General features: G+C 62.6%; 11 protein-coding genes and 1 pseudogene. 11 read left to right on the plus strand and 1 reads right to left on the minus strand.

Annotated features, from left to right (window positions below):
• Positions 1-19: 19 nt before the first annotated feature.
• The 8 genes and pseudogenes from EOA38_RS03680 to EOA38_RS40190 form a co-directional block, all read left to right on the plus strand.
• A complete protein-coding gene (locus tag EOA38_RS03680) occupies positions 20-1,141 on the plus strand; it encodes a DUF4331 family protein (RefSeq protein ID WP_127298478.1) in 1,122 nt (373 codons plus the stop codon).
• A gap of 3 nt (positions 1,142-1,144) precedes the next feature.
• A complete protein-coding gene (locus EOA38_RS03685; RefSeq protein WP_127298479.1) occupies positions 1,145-1,930 on the plus strand; it encodes an SDR family NAD(P)-dependent oxidoreductase in 786 nt (261 codons plus the stop codon).
• Entirely contained in the window at positions 1,927-2,964 is a 1,038-nt protein-coding gene (locus EOA38_RS03690; RefSeq protein ID WP_245464798.1) for a tetratricopeptide repeat protein, read from the plus strand. The genes EOA38_RS03685 and EOA38_RS03690 overlap by 4 nt, the downstream gene beginning before the upstream one ends.
• Positions 2,958-3,617 (plus strand): High-affinity nickel transporter, encoded by a 660-nt coding sequence (locus EOA38_RS03695; protein WP_189350349.1) that lies wholly within the window; start codon positions 2,958-2,960, stop codon positions 3,615-3,617. Before EOA38_RS03690 ends, EOA38_RS03695 begins: the two co-directional genes overlap by 7 nt.
• Positions 3,614-5,128 carry an NAD(P)/FAD-dependent oxidoreductase gene (locus tag EOA38_RS03700; RefSeq protein WP_127298480.1) on the plus strand — a complete coding sequence of 505 codons (1,515 nt, stop codon included), beginning with the start codon at positions 3,614-3,616 and terminating at the stop codon, positions 5,126-5,128. The genes EOA38_RS03695 and EOA38_RS03700 overlap by 4 nt, the downstream gene beginning before the upstream one ends.
• Positions 5,125-6,441, plus strand: coding sequence for a carbohydrate porin (locus EOA38_RS03705; protein WP_127298481.1), 1,317 nt, complete (start codon positions 5,125-5,127; stop codon positions 6,439-6,441). Before EOA38_RS03700 ends, EOA38_RS03705 begins: the two co-directional genes overlap by 4 nt.
• An 80-nt stretch (positions 6,442-6,521) precedes the next feature.
• A complete protein-coding gene (locus EOA38_RS41095) occupies positions 6,522-7,148 on the plus strand; it encodes a LysR substrate-binding domain-containing protein (RefSeq protein ID WP_189434448.1) in 627 nt (208 codons plus the stop codon).
• 276 nt (positions 7,149-7,424) lie between these two features.
• Positions 7,425-7,654: pseudogene (locus tag EOA38_RS40190) on the plus strand (hypothetical protein); the annotation flags it as partial.
• 617 nt (positions 7,655-8,271) lie between these two features.
• Here EOA38_RS40190 and EOA38_RS03715 read toward each other — a convergent pair.
• The gene (locus EOA38_RS03715) at positions 8,272-10,074 is read right to left on the minus strand and encodes an ABC transporter ATP-binding protein (RefSeq protein ID WP_127298482.1); all 1,803 of its coding nucleotides are present in this window, start codon (positions 10,072-10,074) and stop codon (positions 8,272-8,274) included.
• A 192-nt stretch (positions 10,075-10,266) separates the two neighbouring features.
• On the opposite strand from EOA38_RS03715, the gene EOA38_RS03720 reads away from it, so the two are divergent.
• The 3 genes from EOA38_RS03720 to EOA38_RS03730 form a co-directional block, all read left to right on the plus strand.
• Positions 10,267-11,625, plus strand: a complete 1,359-nt coding sequence (locus EOA38_RS03720; RefSeq protein WP_127298483.1) for an LLM class flavin-dependent oxidoreductase — start codon at positions 10,267-10,269, stop codon at positions 11,623-11,625.
• 11 nt (positions 11,626-11,636) lie between these two features.
• Positions 11,637-12,410 (plus strand): DUF427 domain-containing protein, encoded by a 774-nt coding sequence (locus tag EOA38_RS03725; RefSeq protein WP_127298484.1) that lies wholly within the window; start codon positions 11,637-11,639, stop codon positions 12,408-12,410.
• Between the two features lie 55 nt (positions 12,411-12,465).
• Positions 12,466-14,049 (plus strand): ABC transporter substrate-binding protein (locus tag EOA38_RS03730; protein ID WP_145965917.1); only part of this gene is annotated, 1,584 nt, incomplete at its 3' end.

Here is a 14,049-nt window from a genome sequence, read left to right on the forward strand (position 1 = left end):
AACGAAAGGAAAAACGACCGTGTCAGATCATTTCAGCGGGCCAGCCGTTATGGGCGATCCAGCAGTCGACATTTCGGACTTTTTTGCGTTCCCTAGCCCCGAGCGGCCGGGAAACCTGGTTCTCATCATGGACGTATTCCCGCTCGCGACGCCGGATTCACGGTTCAGCAACGTCGTCACGCATCGATTCCGGCTACGGCCATTGGCGCGCTCCGAGCGCCACATCGTCACCGGCGCGAACGAATACACCATCGACGTCCGGTTCAGCGATGTTCCCGAGGGGACTGCAGTCCAGAAGGGGCAGATCATCACGTCGGATGGCCTGAAGGCAAGCTTCACAGTCGGAGAGCAGGTCGAAGAAGAAAGCATGCGCGTGTTTGCGGGACTGGTCAGCGATCCGTTCTTCATGGATGTCGAGGCTACGCTCCGGACGGATTTCTCCGGCAAGATGTCGTTCGACACCGCGGCGAATACGGTACAGTTTCGCGACGTCCTCTCGATCGTGGTCGAAATCCCTTTTCGATCAATCGTGGAACGTTTCGGCGGCGCGACATTGATCGCCGCCGTTTCGGAAACAGTGGTGACAGTCAACGGTAAGCCACTGCGGCTCGAGCACGTCGGACGGCCAGAGACCAAGAACGTGCTGATGGCGAATCCGACACGCGATCCGCGCGCGAAAAACATCGAGTTGCGTGACTTGTACAATCGCGAGGACACGTTCGCGCTCTCAGACGTCTACCGCCCGCTATACGAGACACGCCTCGACGCGAATTTGGCTTACTGGGACGAGTTGGACGGGGCGACCGCGTGGCCCGTTGAAGAAGACGGTCGTCACCCGCTGCGCGACCTGTTCCTGGGTGATTTTCTGATTGTCGATCTCGCGAACCCGTTCTCCGCAGGGAGCTTCCTCGAGATCGAGCGCGCGCTGATGGATGATCGAGCGCACAATAGCGCCGGTGGCCGATGGCTCGATGACGACATCCTCGACGATATGCTCTCGATGATCGTGAATGGAGGGCGGGGCAAGCGTGTCGGAGATGGCGTGGATATGCCGACGAAGCCCGCAGCCCGCACTTTCCCGTACGTGCGCGAACCGAATCTGCGCTCTGACCTGCCGCTACCAGCATTTCTGAAAGGCTAAGAAATGAACGAGTTGATTGGAAAATCAGCAGTCGTCACCGGCGCGGCATCCGGCATCGGAAACGCGATCGCGACGCATTTCATCGCCGCCGGCGCGAGCGTGCTGCTCTGCGACATCAATAGAGGGGCGGTTGAGGAAGCAGCGCGCGAGCTGGGCCGTCTCGCGAAACCCCGCGTGACCGATGTGTCTGACGAAAGCCAAGTCGAAAGCGCGATCACCGAAGCTGCTAAGGAGTTCGGAGCCGTGGACATCGTGGTTAACGTCGCAGGCTTCGGCGCGATTGCTCCGATAACCGAGATCACGGCTGAAAAGTGGAACGCCGTTCAAGCCGTTACTCTGACGGGCGTGTTCTACGGAGTGAAGCACGGCGCCCGGCAGATGTTAAGGCAGGGTCGCGCCGGCGTCATCATCAATATCTCCTCAGTCAACGCACAACACCCCGGTGAAGGCCAGGCGGCTTATTGCGCCGCCAAGGCCGGCGTCGACATGATCACGCGCGTTGGAGCTCTCGAACTCGGTCCCAAGGGCATCCGCGTGGTCGGCATCGCGCCGGGTCTCGTGGAAACGCCTTTGACGAAGCACGAACTCGAAAATCCTGCGATGCGCGAGCTCTTCATGGCGATCATCCCGATGAACCGGGCGGTTGCAGCCAAGGAGATTGGAGATGCTGCCGTTTTCCTTGCATCCGATCGCGCAAGCTCGATCACCGGCGCGACCCTCGTGATTGATGGTGGATCGCTGACGCGCGGCTATCCGGCACTCCTGACAGGACTGAGGAAAGCATCATGATCGAGCCGGAACGTTACACAAGCGGCAAGATCGCTCTCGTCAACCTTTCTGCCTCAATTGATGCGCTCGAATCCAGGCGTACCCATTCCGCTACCTTCGATGAGCTAGTCGGTCTTTCCAAGCTATTGTTCGTGCGTGGAGACGTGTTGGGCTGCATAGCCGATCATGATCGAGCGGAATCGATTGCGAATGAAGCGGTAGCGATGTGCGCCGGCACAGCGGGCGCGCTCCATGTATCGGCGAAACTGGCCGCCCGCTTCCATCGATTTCGCGAAGCCGAGAACCTGCTTAATCAGGCGCTCGCCATGCGTCACCCGCGCAATGAGATTGACGCTCAAAGAGCTGCGCTGCTCCAGGCAACCGGGCGCTTCGAAGAGGCCTTGATGCTGCGCGAACGGCTCGCGGAACAAGATCCGAGCATTCAGACGATCGGAGCGCTTGCGTCGCTGCTTGCCGAAATGGGCCAGTGGACGGCGGCAGAACAAAGCTATTCGAACGCGCTCGGAACGGATGATGGCGTGTCGCCATTTCCCGCTGCCCAGTTGCTGTTCGAGTGGGGTGTGAGCGCGATGCGCCGCGGTAAGCTCGACAAGGCGGAAACCGTTCTTGCTGAACTCGGCGTGATCCTGCCGGCCCATGTGCCCGGCCGCGGACACCGCGCCGAAATAGCGCTCGCGCGCGGTGACCTGGATCGTGCGATGGCCTTAATTGCGCCCCTCATCGAGACATCCGACGATCCTGAATATCGCGCGATATATGCGGAGATCCTGGCCGCTGGCGGTGACGATAGGACGGATGACGAAGCCGAACACGCAGTTCGAGATTACGAGATGCTGCTCGCGCGGCGACCGGCGGCTTATGCCGATCACGCGGCCGCCTTCTTCATGGGTGTCGGCAAGCGGCCGCAACGTGCGCTCGAGCTTGCCTCTGCCAATTGGAAACTTCGCAACACTCCCCGGTCGCGAAGCCTTCTCGCGAAGGCGCGGCGGAGCGCGCGAGCAGCCTCGACGCTGACGGAGTACCGGGCATGTTAGTCGTCCTAGCAGCGCTGCTCGCCGGGTTCCTTCATGTCCTGTCGGGCCCCGATCACATGGCAGCGATAGCGCCTTACGCCATACAAGGAAAAGCGCGCGCCTGGCGCACCGGCGTTCGGTGGGGCTTCGGGCACAGCGCAGGTGTCCTCGGTGTCGGGCTCCTCCTACTCACGTTGCGCGACCGCATCGGAATCGAGGCGCTCTCGTCATGGGGCGAGCGCGGCGTCGGCCTCATGCTCATTGCAATCGGGCTCTGGGGGCTTCGCAAGGCGATCGACGTGCGGCGCGCCAAAATAGATCACGAAAACCATAAGCATTCGGTTCATGGGCATATAGCTTTTGGCGTCGGAACGATTCACGGTCTGGCAGGCAGCTCGCATCTGCTGGGAATCGTTCCAGCTCTCCTCTTGCCCTCCGCCACGGCTGCCGCTGCTTACCTGATTTTCTTCGGCGTCGGGACGATTGCTGCGATGGGGGGATTTGCGTTCGCGGTCGGATCGATCGCCGTGCCTCCTGTTGCTCGCGGCGCTGCCGGACAAAGTGCCCTGATGGGCGTGTGCTCCGTCCTTGCTCTCGGTGTCGGCGCATTCTGGCTGATTTCGGCTTTTGGGATCCACACGGCCGCAAGCCTAGTCGCTTTGGTAACACCATGACTGAATCCAATCGCAGCATCCCCGCGCGTACGGCAACGAATTTCGACGTCCTCGTCATTGGCGCAGGCCCGGCAGGCGCCATGGCCGCCCTTCGGGCAGCAGACCTCGGGGCGCGAACAGCGCTGGTCACCAGCGCCCAATTCGGGGGCATGGCCGCACACGACGGCCCCGTCCCGGTGCGTACACTCGCACGCGCCGCTCGGCTGATCAGCGAAGCTCGACGGCTGAAAGAGTACGGCATCGAGGTGGGTAACCCAGCGCTCGACTACCCGCGCCTGCTAGCGCGGGTGCGCGAGGTTGTCGATGACGTCGTCGCGCATTCTTCTTCGCGCGAGCAGCTCGAGATGCTTGGAGTGAGCGTCATTGAGCACGCCGGCACCGTGCGGTTTAACGATCCTCATACCGTCGTCACCTCGGCAGGACTGCGGCTGCGGGCGGATAAAATCATTCTCTGTGTTGGGGGGGTCACCAGACAACTGCCGGTCCCTGGGTTTGAGCTGACAAGCGACCATACAAGCGTTTTCGGTGCGACTTCCGCACCCGACTCGATGCTGGTTGTCGGCGGTGGCCCGACGGCTGTGCAAATCGCCTCGATATTCTGTGCGTTCGGCTCCCGCGTTCAGGTGTTCGAGGCGGGTCCCCGCATCCTCGCAAACGAGGATGACGATGTGTCGGCCGCGATTGCCGCAGCATTCCGAAAGGTCGGGGTCGTGGTCAGCCAAGACTTTGGCGCGATCGTGTCCTTCGAAAAGACCCCCACCGGAGTGCGAATGAACTTCGCGAAGGGCGGCAAACAGTCGAGCGCGGAGGCCGCGATTGCCGTCGCGGCGATCGGCAGGGCTGCGGACACCAGAGGACTTAACCTCTCGTCGGCGGGAGTCCTGCTCGACGGTCGAGGATTCGTAAAGGTCGATGACTACTTGCGGACTTCCACGCCGCATATCCTCGCGGCCGGCGATGTCACGGGCCGACTGATGGTGGTTCCGTCGGCGATACGGGACGGCTTCGTCGCTGCGACCAACGCCCTGCGCGGCGCGAGTGAAAGGGCTTCGGAGCGCATCGACGTCAGCGCCAGCTTTACGCATCCGGAATATGCGCGGGCTGGCCTTACAGAAGTTGAGGCACGTCGTGAGCACGATGTGTTGACCTCTACCGTCCGCTTTGACTCGACCATGCGCACGATCATCGACGGCCGCAAGGACGGGTTTTGCAAGCTGGTCGTAGATCGCAGAACCGCGAAAATACTCGGTTGTCACTGCGTCGGTGAGTTGGCCGGGGAACTCGCTCAGACCGCTGCCGTCGCGATTTCCGCGGCCATGCGGGTGGACGAACTGGTGCGGGTCCAAATGGCGTTCCCCACATATGTCGGGAACCTCGCTTACGCCGCCGCGGACGCTGCCCGCCAACTCGAGTTGGGTATTGGCAACCAGCACATTGGAACAAGAGGTGATCTCTACGAGAATCTTCGCCAATGGGATGATCGGCGCAAGATTGTGGAGGTTGCTGTATGAGGGGCCGCCTTCTTGCGCTCGCGCTCATTTTCTCCGCGTCGGCAGCTTCGGCTCAGGACCCTGCTCGCAGCAGCAGTGCCAGCGACACGACCTCGACCGACCCCACAAGGCGCGTCTTCCAACTCGTGTTGCCAGCGGACCACATGTTGGGCGACTGGGCCGGGCTGCGGCAAACACTCGAAAACGCCGGGATCACAGCCAATCTAGGCTTGGTTACCGACTTAGCGGGCAATCCCAGCGGCGGCCGTTCCAAGGGCGTGACCGCCCCGACAAGCGTCGAGCTTAGCCTCTTGGCTGACCTCGATAAGATCGCGGGGATAAGCGGCGGCTCACTCTTCATGTCGACCTCCGAGCGATGGGGTCGAAGCCTGTCCGCGGATTATGTAGGAAACGTCTTCAGCGCACAGCAGATCTACGGATTCCAAACCTGGCGATTGATCGATCTTTCCTATCAGCAGCAGCTGTTCGACGACCGCCTCGAGCTTCGTCTTGGACGCTTCGCCGCGACGGATGACTTCATGGTTTCAGCCTACAGCTGCGGTTTGGTTTCCAACGCCTTTTGCGGCAACCCATTCGGCATCCTGATCGATGCGCCAGGAATTAGCGCCTACACAGGGGCTTGGGGGGCTCTGGCGAAGGTCAAGCCGACGCCGCGCAGCTATATTATGGGCGCCGTATACAATGGCGATCCAGAGGTCCGCGCCGACGAGCACCACGGTCTCGACTTTTCTATACACGGGCCGGCTTTTGCGATGGCCGAGGTTGGTTATCAGATCAACGGACAGCCGGGCGATAGTCAATTCCTTGGAAATTACAAGCTCGGAGCCTGGTATGATGGCAATCGGCTTACGGAGTTCCAGTCGGGAGATCCGGTTCACGGGAGTTGGGGTTTTTACGGCATTTTCGACCAAGTGATTGTGCCGTTCGGCGCTCCGGGCAGCAATCGTGGCCTCGGTGTGTTCGGTTCGTTGACGTTGGCGCCGAGTCCTAACAAGCAGCCGTTATCAGCTTTTTTCACGGCGGGTATTTCGGCGCGCGGTTTCTTTGACAGCCGACCGCGAGACGCTATTAGCCTAGGCTTTGCATACGGTCGCTTCAGTGACGACCTGCGCCGGGCTCAACGCGAGGGGCAATTGCCTGGTCCTATCGGCGGTCAAGGCCGTGAGGGCGTTCTGGAGGCCAGTTACCGTATCGACGTCAGGGACGGGGCGATGTTTGTCCAGCCCGACATTCAATATATCATGCATCCGGGAGGCACCGACGCTGTCAAGAACGCGGTGGTAGTGGGCGCGCAGGTCGGTATCAATTTCTGAGTAACGTCAATTCATTCGTTCCGGCAGGGTACACGCGCCTGAAATCTGGCAGCGTAACCCAACGCTCAGACTCAGTACCCATGCCCGCGGAGCTTCGCCGCGCCTACCACCAGCTCGATCTGGCGCACCAGAGACTGACCAGGACGCAGCAGCAGCTCGTCGTCTCCGAGAAGGTGGCGGCGCTCGGCCGCGTCGTTGCCGGGGTCGCCCATGAGCTCAACAACCCGATCAGCTTCGTTTTCGGAAACATGCACGCCCTGAAGCGCTACGGGGCCGCGATCGCAACCTATCTCGACGCCGCGCATGGCCGCGCCGACCCGCAGGCGCTCGAGGAACTGCGCCGAAAGCTGAAGATCGATTCGATCGCCGCCGACATGAAGCCGCTGATCGACGGCACGCTCGAAGGCGCGGAGCGTGTGCGCGCAATCGTTCAGGATCTGCGCCGCTTTTCCAGCAGCCAGCGCGAGGGGCTGGAGGTTTTCGATGTCACCCGCACCATTCGCACCGCCGTCGGCGGCGGTATCGGGATTACCGCAAGTTTCGTTGCGGCACCCTATGTGGAGCGTGGTGAACTGGTGCCGATACTCGCCCAGTTCGCAGTCGTGCGTCACAATATTACGGCGCTCTGGCCCGAAAGTCGCCGTACCAATCCGGCCGTGCGCGTCTTCCTAACCCACTTGCAGGAGGTCTTTGTGAAACGGCTGTGAGGAAAGACGTTGTCCGGGAAGCTTCGGTTGGAACAGGCTGTCTTCGCTTCTCTTGCCCTGCTTGTTTCGGTGCCTCGGGTCGATGTTGGAAGATTGTATTTGTTGCCTGTGGTTAGATAACTTTGACGTCCGACAGAACGATCGGTTCGTGAAGATTTCGTCAAGGTTGGAGGCAAAGTTCTCGGGTACCTGGGTTCGCATATTGATCGGACGTTAGGGGTTATGCCGGTGAGGTTTGTAACTGGCAGCGGTAGGTAGTCCGCCTGCGACGACTGGAACAAAGAAGTCGATGGACCTATCGGCTTCGACGCGCCGCCTAGCAAGCGAGAGTTCGCCGCGGACATGGCGCTTCAGTCCCACGCCCTGCGCATGGCTGCCGAGCGTGCCGTCACCGCATACGAGCAGGTCGTCAGCGAGGCCTAGGAGCCCTTCGAGCGCGCGATCGAGAATCTGGCCAGACCGTCGATAGGAAGGCGGCCGAGTTGCAGCTGGCGGCTCTCGGATGAGCCGCTGCGGGCGAGGCTCCAGCTCTGCCCCCTTATCGGGCGTGTGCAAAAGCGAGAGCGATTTCAAAACAGCTGCCTTGCGCCTTATGTCGGCCGTAGAGGTCGGCTTTGCGGCCGCCCGAAAGCGGACATCGTCTGCGACAACACTGGAGTCATGGTTGCGCCATCTCAGGGCCTCCGGCTCAGCAATCCTGCCTGCCGGCATCGCGAGCAGACATTCTGCTGACGTTCGAAAGCGAGTGGCGGCGAACGGAACTGTTGTCGCTGAGTGTGCCATCACTACATGCATTCAGGTCCGCAGAGGGGCGTTCCGCTCCTGGTGAAGCCGCTCTGAGGCCACGCCAACGATCGCCCGGCGACGCGCGCCGGCTGGCCAGAATTGGATAGCCGCCGGCGTAACGTCTGGCCTGCGGATCTGTGTCTCTGGTCGGATAAAGAGCACGCGAGCTCCTGGAACGGCGTAGAGGCGCGGAGTCGAGAAACTAGCGCTGTGCTTAGCGAATGCCGCGATCCGCGCTATAGTCAGGGACCTTGGGAGCCGCGGGGGGATGACGGCCAGGGCGCGGATGGTCGAGGTCCCAGAAGGCCAGCACTACTCCATTGCGGAACAACCAGCCCTACAGCTTATAGCAGGCAATGGTGTGACCCGGTCCAAGCTCCTTAATTGGCGGTTCCGCTGTTCGGCACGCTTCCTCCACCAAGGGACAGCGGTCGGCGAAGCAGCACCCTTTGGGCCCTAATGCGGCTTCGACCTGGGTGGACACGACCGACGCTTGGTCTTCCGAAGACGCGGTCAGAAGCAGGCTTGTGTAGGGATGATTAGGCCCGCGAAAGACCTGCTCGGATGAGCCGGTCTCGACCAGCCGGCCGCGATAGAGCACGCCGATCCGGTCAGCCATGTAGCGCACCACCTTGAGGTCGTGGCTGATGAACAGATAGGTCGTGTCCTTGTCGCGCTGCAGGTCGTTGAGCAGGTTGAGAACCGTCGCCTGCACCGAGACGTCGAGCGCCGAGGTCGGCTCGTCCAGCACCACCACTTTCGGCGCGCCGGCGAAGGCGCGCGCGATCGCCGCCCTCTGCCGCTGGCCGCCGGAGAGCGAGCGTGGCTTCTGTTCCGCGGTCGTATCGGCCAGCCGGACGGAGCGCAGCAGGTCGCCGACGCGTTCGCGCGCCTGGCTCCGGCCAAGGCCGGCAAGCCGCCGCAGCGGCCGGCTGATGATCCGCCCGATCCGGTGGCGCGGGTTGAGCGTGCGGTCGGGCGACTGGAAGACCATCTGCACGTCACGGCGTTCGCTGGCGGCCCTGCGCTCGGCGCGCGGCGCGACCGTCCTGCCGAACAGCTCGACCGACCCTTGGCTGGGTGTCTGCAGCCCGGTGACGATCCGCGCCAGCGTCGATTTGCCGGAGCCGGATTCGCCGATCAGGCCGAAGGTCTCGCCTTGGCCGATGCTGAGGTCGACATTGTGCAGCACCGCCTGGTCGCCAAAGGAATGGCTGATCCCCTTGCAGGCGATGGCGACCTGCCTACCCGTCTGATCGGAATCTCTTTCGGCGGCAGGAGCGCTTATCGCCTCGGAGCGACCGCGGCCTGCCGCGCCGATCTCGGCCAGCCGGCCGTCTCGCTTGGTGAAATCGAGCGCAGGGATCGAGGCGATCAGCGCCTTGGTGTAGGCATGGGCGGGGTTCTCGAAGACATCCTCGGCATCGCCGCTCTCGACCACGGCGCCCGACTGCATCACCGCCACCCGGTCGCAGGAGCGGCGGATCAGGTTGATGTCGTGGCTGATCAAAAGGATGCTGGTTTTGTTGTCCCGGCGCAGATCGTCGAGGATGGCGATGACTTCCGACTGCACGCTGGCGTCGAGCGCCGTCGTCGGCTCGTCCAGCACCAGCAGCGCCGGGTCGAGCGCAATGGCGATCGCGATGTTGGCGCGTTGCTGCATGCCGCCTGAAAGCTCATGCGGATAAAGATCGAGCACCCGCTCCGGATTGGCGACCCGCACGCGCTTGAGCAATTCGGCCGAGCGCCAGCGCGCTTCCTCGTGGCGCACCGGACGATGACGCATGATCGTCTCGCCGATCTGCCGGCCGATCGTCATCGCCGGACTGAGCGCGGCGCCCGGGTGCTGGTAGACGGCGGCGATGCGATCGCCTCTGAGACCGCGCAGCTCTTCGCCGGCAAGCTCGCGCAATTCGCGGCCCTGGAATTCCAATGCCGAGGCCGCCACGCGCGCATTTCTCGGCAGGTAGCGCAGGATCGCCATCGCCACCGAACTTTTGCCCGACCCGGATTCGCCAACCAATCCCAGTGCTTCGCCCTGGCCTATGGAGAGCGACACGCCATTGACGGCGGATTGCCATCCTCTTTTCCCGCCATAGGCGATGGAAAGTATTTCCACATTCAGCACCGAAGGGGACATCAGGACCTCGAAATCGCTTTCTGCCGGTGCCCTAATGAAGGGCAATCGCTTCCGCTTATTTAGTACATAATATCTATAAAATTACTCGAATTAAAGCCGAGCGCAATCTAGCCTTTTGCAAATGGGAGATCGCGGGTCGCGCTGGACAACGCGGCGCCCGTGTCTCTCCCAGCGATTTGCAAGGAGGCCGGCATGGCGCGAAACCAGTTGATCCTGAGCGCATTCTTCTTCAACCCGCAGGGCGATCATCGCATGTCGTGGCGCCATCCGCGCGCACCCGGACGGGAAGTGCTTTCCTTCGATTATTATCGCGAGCTGGTCCAGGCCGCCGAGCGCGCCAGGATCGACACCATCTTCGTCGCCGACCACGTGTCGATCTGGGACTCGGTGAAGAGCGGTGTCGCGCACTACGCCAATGCCCGCCTCGAGCCGCTGACGCTGTTGTCGGCGCTTGCCGGCGTGACGAAGCATATCGGCCTCATCACCACCGCATCGACCTCCTACAGTGAGCCATACAACGTGGCACGCCTGTTCGCCTCGCTCGACCACATCAGCGGGGCGAGGGCGTCGTGGAACGTCGTCACCTCGGCCATGGACGAAGAGGCACGCAATTTCGGCCGCGACGGCAATATCGAGCACGCCTTCCGCTACCAGCGCGCCGCCGAATTCCTCGATATCGTCAAGGGGTTGTGGGACAGCTGGGAGGACGAGGCCCTGCTGTTCGACAAGGAAACCGGCTTCTTCGCCGATCCGGACAAGGTCCATGTGCTCGACCACCGCGGCGCGCATTTCAAGGTGCGCGGGCCGCTCAACGTCTCGCGGCCGCCGCAGGGTCATCCGCTGATCGTCCAGGCCGGCTCATCCGAGGACGGCAAGAATTTTGCCGCCGCCCACGCCGATGCTCATTTCGCCATCTACAGCACCAGGGAAGATGGCATCAAATATCGTGAGGACATCAACCATCGCCTCGCCCGCCACGGCAGGCGGCCGGAAAGCTTCAAGATCCTGCCGGGCATCCTGCCGATCGTGGCGGCTTCCGAGGCCGAGGCGCGCGACAGGCAGGATTACCTGCAGACGCTGCTCCCCGATCGCGTCGGCATCGATCTCCTGTCGAGCTGGAGCGGCATCGATCTTTCGGCCTATCCGCCGGACGGCCCGCTGCCGCAGCTCCCCGACGAAAGCACCTTCAACGGCGGACGCACCTCGCTCAACCGGGTCAGGCAGTGGGCGACGCAGAACCTGACCTTGCGCGAGATCGCGCGAAAACTTGCCAACAGCGGCTCGGTGCCGACCGTCGCCGGCACGCCGAAGCAGATCGCCGACCAGCTGCAGGACTGGTTCGAGGCCGGTGCCGCCGACGGCTTCAACCTGATGTTCCCGCTGTTGCCGGAGGACTGGATCAATTTCGCCGAGCAGGTCGTGCCTGAGCTGCAGCGCCGCGGTGTCTTCCCGACCGAATACGCGCCCGGAACGCTGCGCGACCGCTTCGGCCTCGCGCGCCCCGCCAACCGCTTCGCCGAGCAGCGCGCAAATCAGCGCGCCGTGTCCTGAGGGGAGCCGCCATGACCGCAGCACCGAGATTGCAGCCGCGCGAGGCGACCGCGCCGCAATTGATCAATGTCCTGCACAGCCCCAAGCGTATCCGCGTCAAGTTCGGCGGCCGCGTCATCGCCGACAGCCGCAACGTCCTGGTGCTGCGCTCCAACCATTTCCTGCCGATCTATTTCTTCCCGCTGTCGGCGGTCGATCAGTCGGTGCTGAAGCCGTCGAAGCAGGGCCAGCAGCATGCCGTCGGCGGTGAAACCAAATACTGGGATATCGAAGCGGGCGACAGGCGCGCCGCCGATGCCGCCTGGTCGTTTGTCGCCCCGCCTGACGAGAACCTCGCGCCGCTCGCCGGCCGTATCGCCTTCACCTGGAACCTGGTCGACCAATGGTTCGAGGAGGATGAAGAGGTCTTCGTCCATGCCCGCGATCCCTATGCGCGCATCGACGTGCTGCAGAGCTCCAGCCATGTCGAGATCTGGTTCGACGGCGAGCTGATCGCCGACAGCCGCCGTCCCGTGCTGCTGTTCGAAACGCACCTGCCGACACGTTTCTATCTGCCGCCGGAGGATGTCCGCCTCGACCGGCTGAGGGCCTCGTTGACGAGGACCCGATGTCCCTACAAGGGCGTCGCCTCCTACTGGTCCGGCGTGCTCAAGGACGGCTCGCTCAGCGAAGACATCGCCTGGAGCTACCGCGATCCGATCGCCGAGATACCGAAGATCAAGGGGCTGATCGCCTTCTATCCGCAAGCAGTCGACCGCATCCATCTCGACGGCCAGCCGGTTTGATCCGGTCCCGCCGTCTCCGCTTCATTTCAAAACCGCAATTTTCACAGAGGCAAAAATGACCAAACGCAACGAAATCGACGCCCTTCGCAATCTCTCCGGCGACATCTGGAACGTCGCTGTCGACGAATACGCCAAGGGCTATCTCAAGCGCCGCGACCTGTTGAAATATGCCGCGCTCATCGGCCTGACCGGCTTCGCCGCTTCGCAAGGCTTGGGCTTTTCCGGCACCGCGCGCGCAGCCACGGCCGGCGGCACGGTCCGCGTCGGGCTTGGACAGCCGATCAAGGCGATCGATCCGGTCACGATCACCGATCCGGCCAGCATCGGCGTGCTCAGCCAGGTCGGTGAATATCTGATCCTCGACGATCCCAAGGACGGGCTGCAGCCGAAGCTGGCTCTGTCCTGGGAAGCCGATGAGACGGCCAAGCGCTGGACCTTCAAGCTGCGGCCCGGCGTGAAATTCCATGACGGCCGCACCGTCACCGCCAAGGACGTGGTGGCAAGCTTCGAGCGTCTGGTCGATCCGAATAGCGGCTCCTCGGCGCTCTCTGCCTATAAGGGCATCCTGTCCAAGGGCGGCGCCAAGATCGTCGACGACGAGACGGTCGCCTTCGATCTCGACCAGTCGAACTCGAATTTCCCCTTCTATGTCTCCTCCGACGTCTACAACGCCGTGATCCTGCCGTCCGATTATGCCGGCGACTTCGAGAAGAATTTCAACGGCACCGGCCCGTTCAAGCTCGAATCCTTCCGCCCCAAGCAGGGCGCCAGCTTCGTGCGCAATCCCGACTATTGGGGCGACAAGGCGCTGCCCGACCGGGTCGAAATAAAATTCTTCGACGACGAGCAGGCGCAGGTCGTGGCACTGCAGGCCGGCCAGCTCGACGTCATCCCGAGCACCACGCGCCTGGAGCTGGCGATCGAGGGCAATTCCAACTTTAAGCTGCTCAGCGTCCAGGCAAGCTCGCATGACGCCGTGCATCTCAGAACCGACCAGGCGCCGTTCACCGACAAGCGCGTCCGCCGCGCGCTGGCGCTCACCCTTGACCGCGAGGCCATCGTGAAGGGCCTGCTCAAGGGTCGCGCCATCGTCGGCAACGACACCCCGTTCGCGCCGATCTTCCCCTCGGCCGATCCGTCGGTGCCGCAGCGCAAGCAGGACATCGCCGAGGCCAAGCGTCTGCTCGCCGAAGCCGGCGTGCCCAATGGCTTCGAGGTGACGCTGACCACCGAACGCGCCTACGACATTCCCGACTACGCTGTGATCATCCAGAACTTCGCCAAGAAGGCCGGCATCGACATCAAGCTCAATGTTCTGCCGCAGGATGCCTATTACGGGTCGGCCACCTTCGGCAGCTCGCCATGGCTCGATTCCAATCTCGGCATCACCGATTTCGGCCATCGCGGCACGCCCGACATCTTCCTCAACGCGACGCTGAAGAGCGACGGCGCCTGGAACGCCGCGCATTTCAAGAATGCGGATTATGACGCGTTGCTGGTCGATTACGGCAAGGCTCGCGACCTTCAGGCGCAGCGCATCGCCGCCGGCAAGATCCAGGCGCTGCTGCTCGACGAGACGCCGGAGATCATCAGCTACTTCTCGCAATACAGCCGGATCGCCAGCTCCAAGGTCGAGGGC

This window comes from Mesorhizobium sp. M1E.F.Ca.ET.041.01.1.1, assembly GCF_003997355.1.
Classification (GTDB): domain Bacteria; phylum Pseudomonadota; class Alphaproteobacteria; order Rhizobiales; family Rhizobiaceae; genus Mesorhizobium.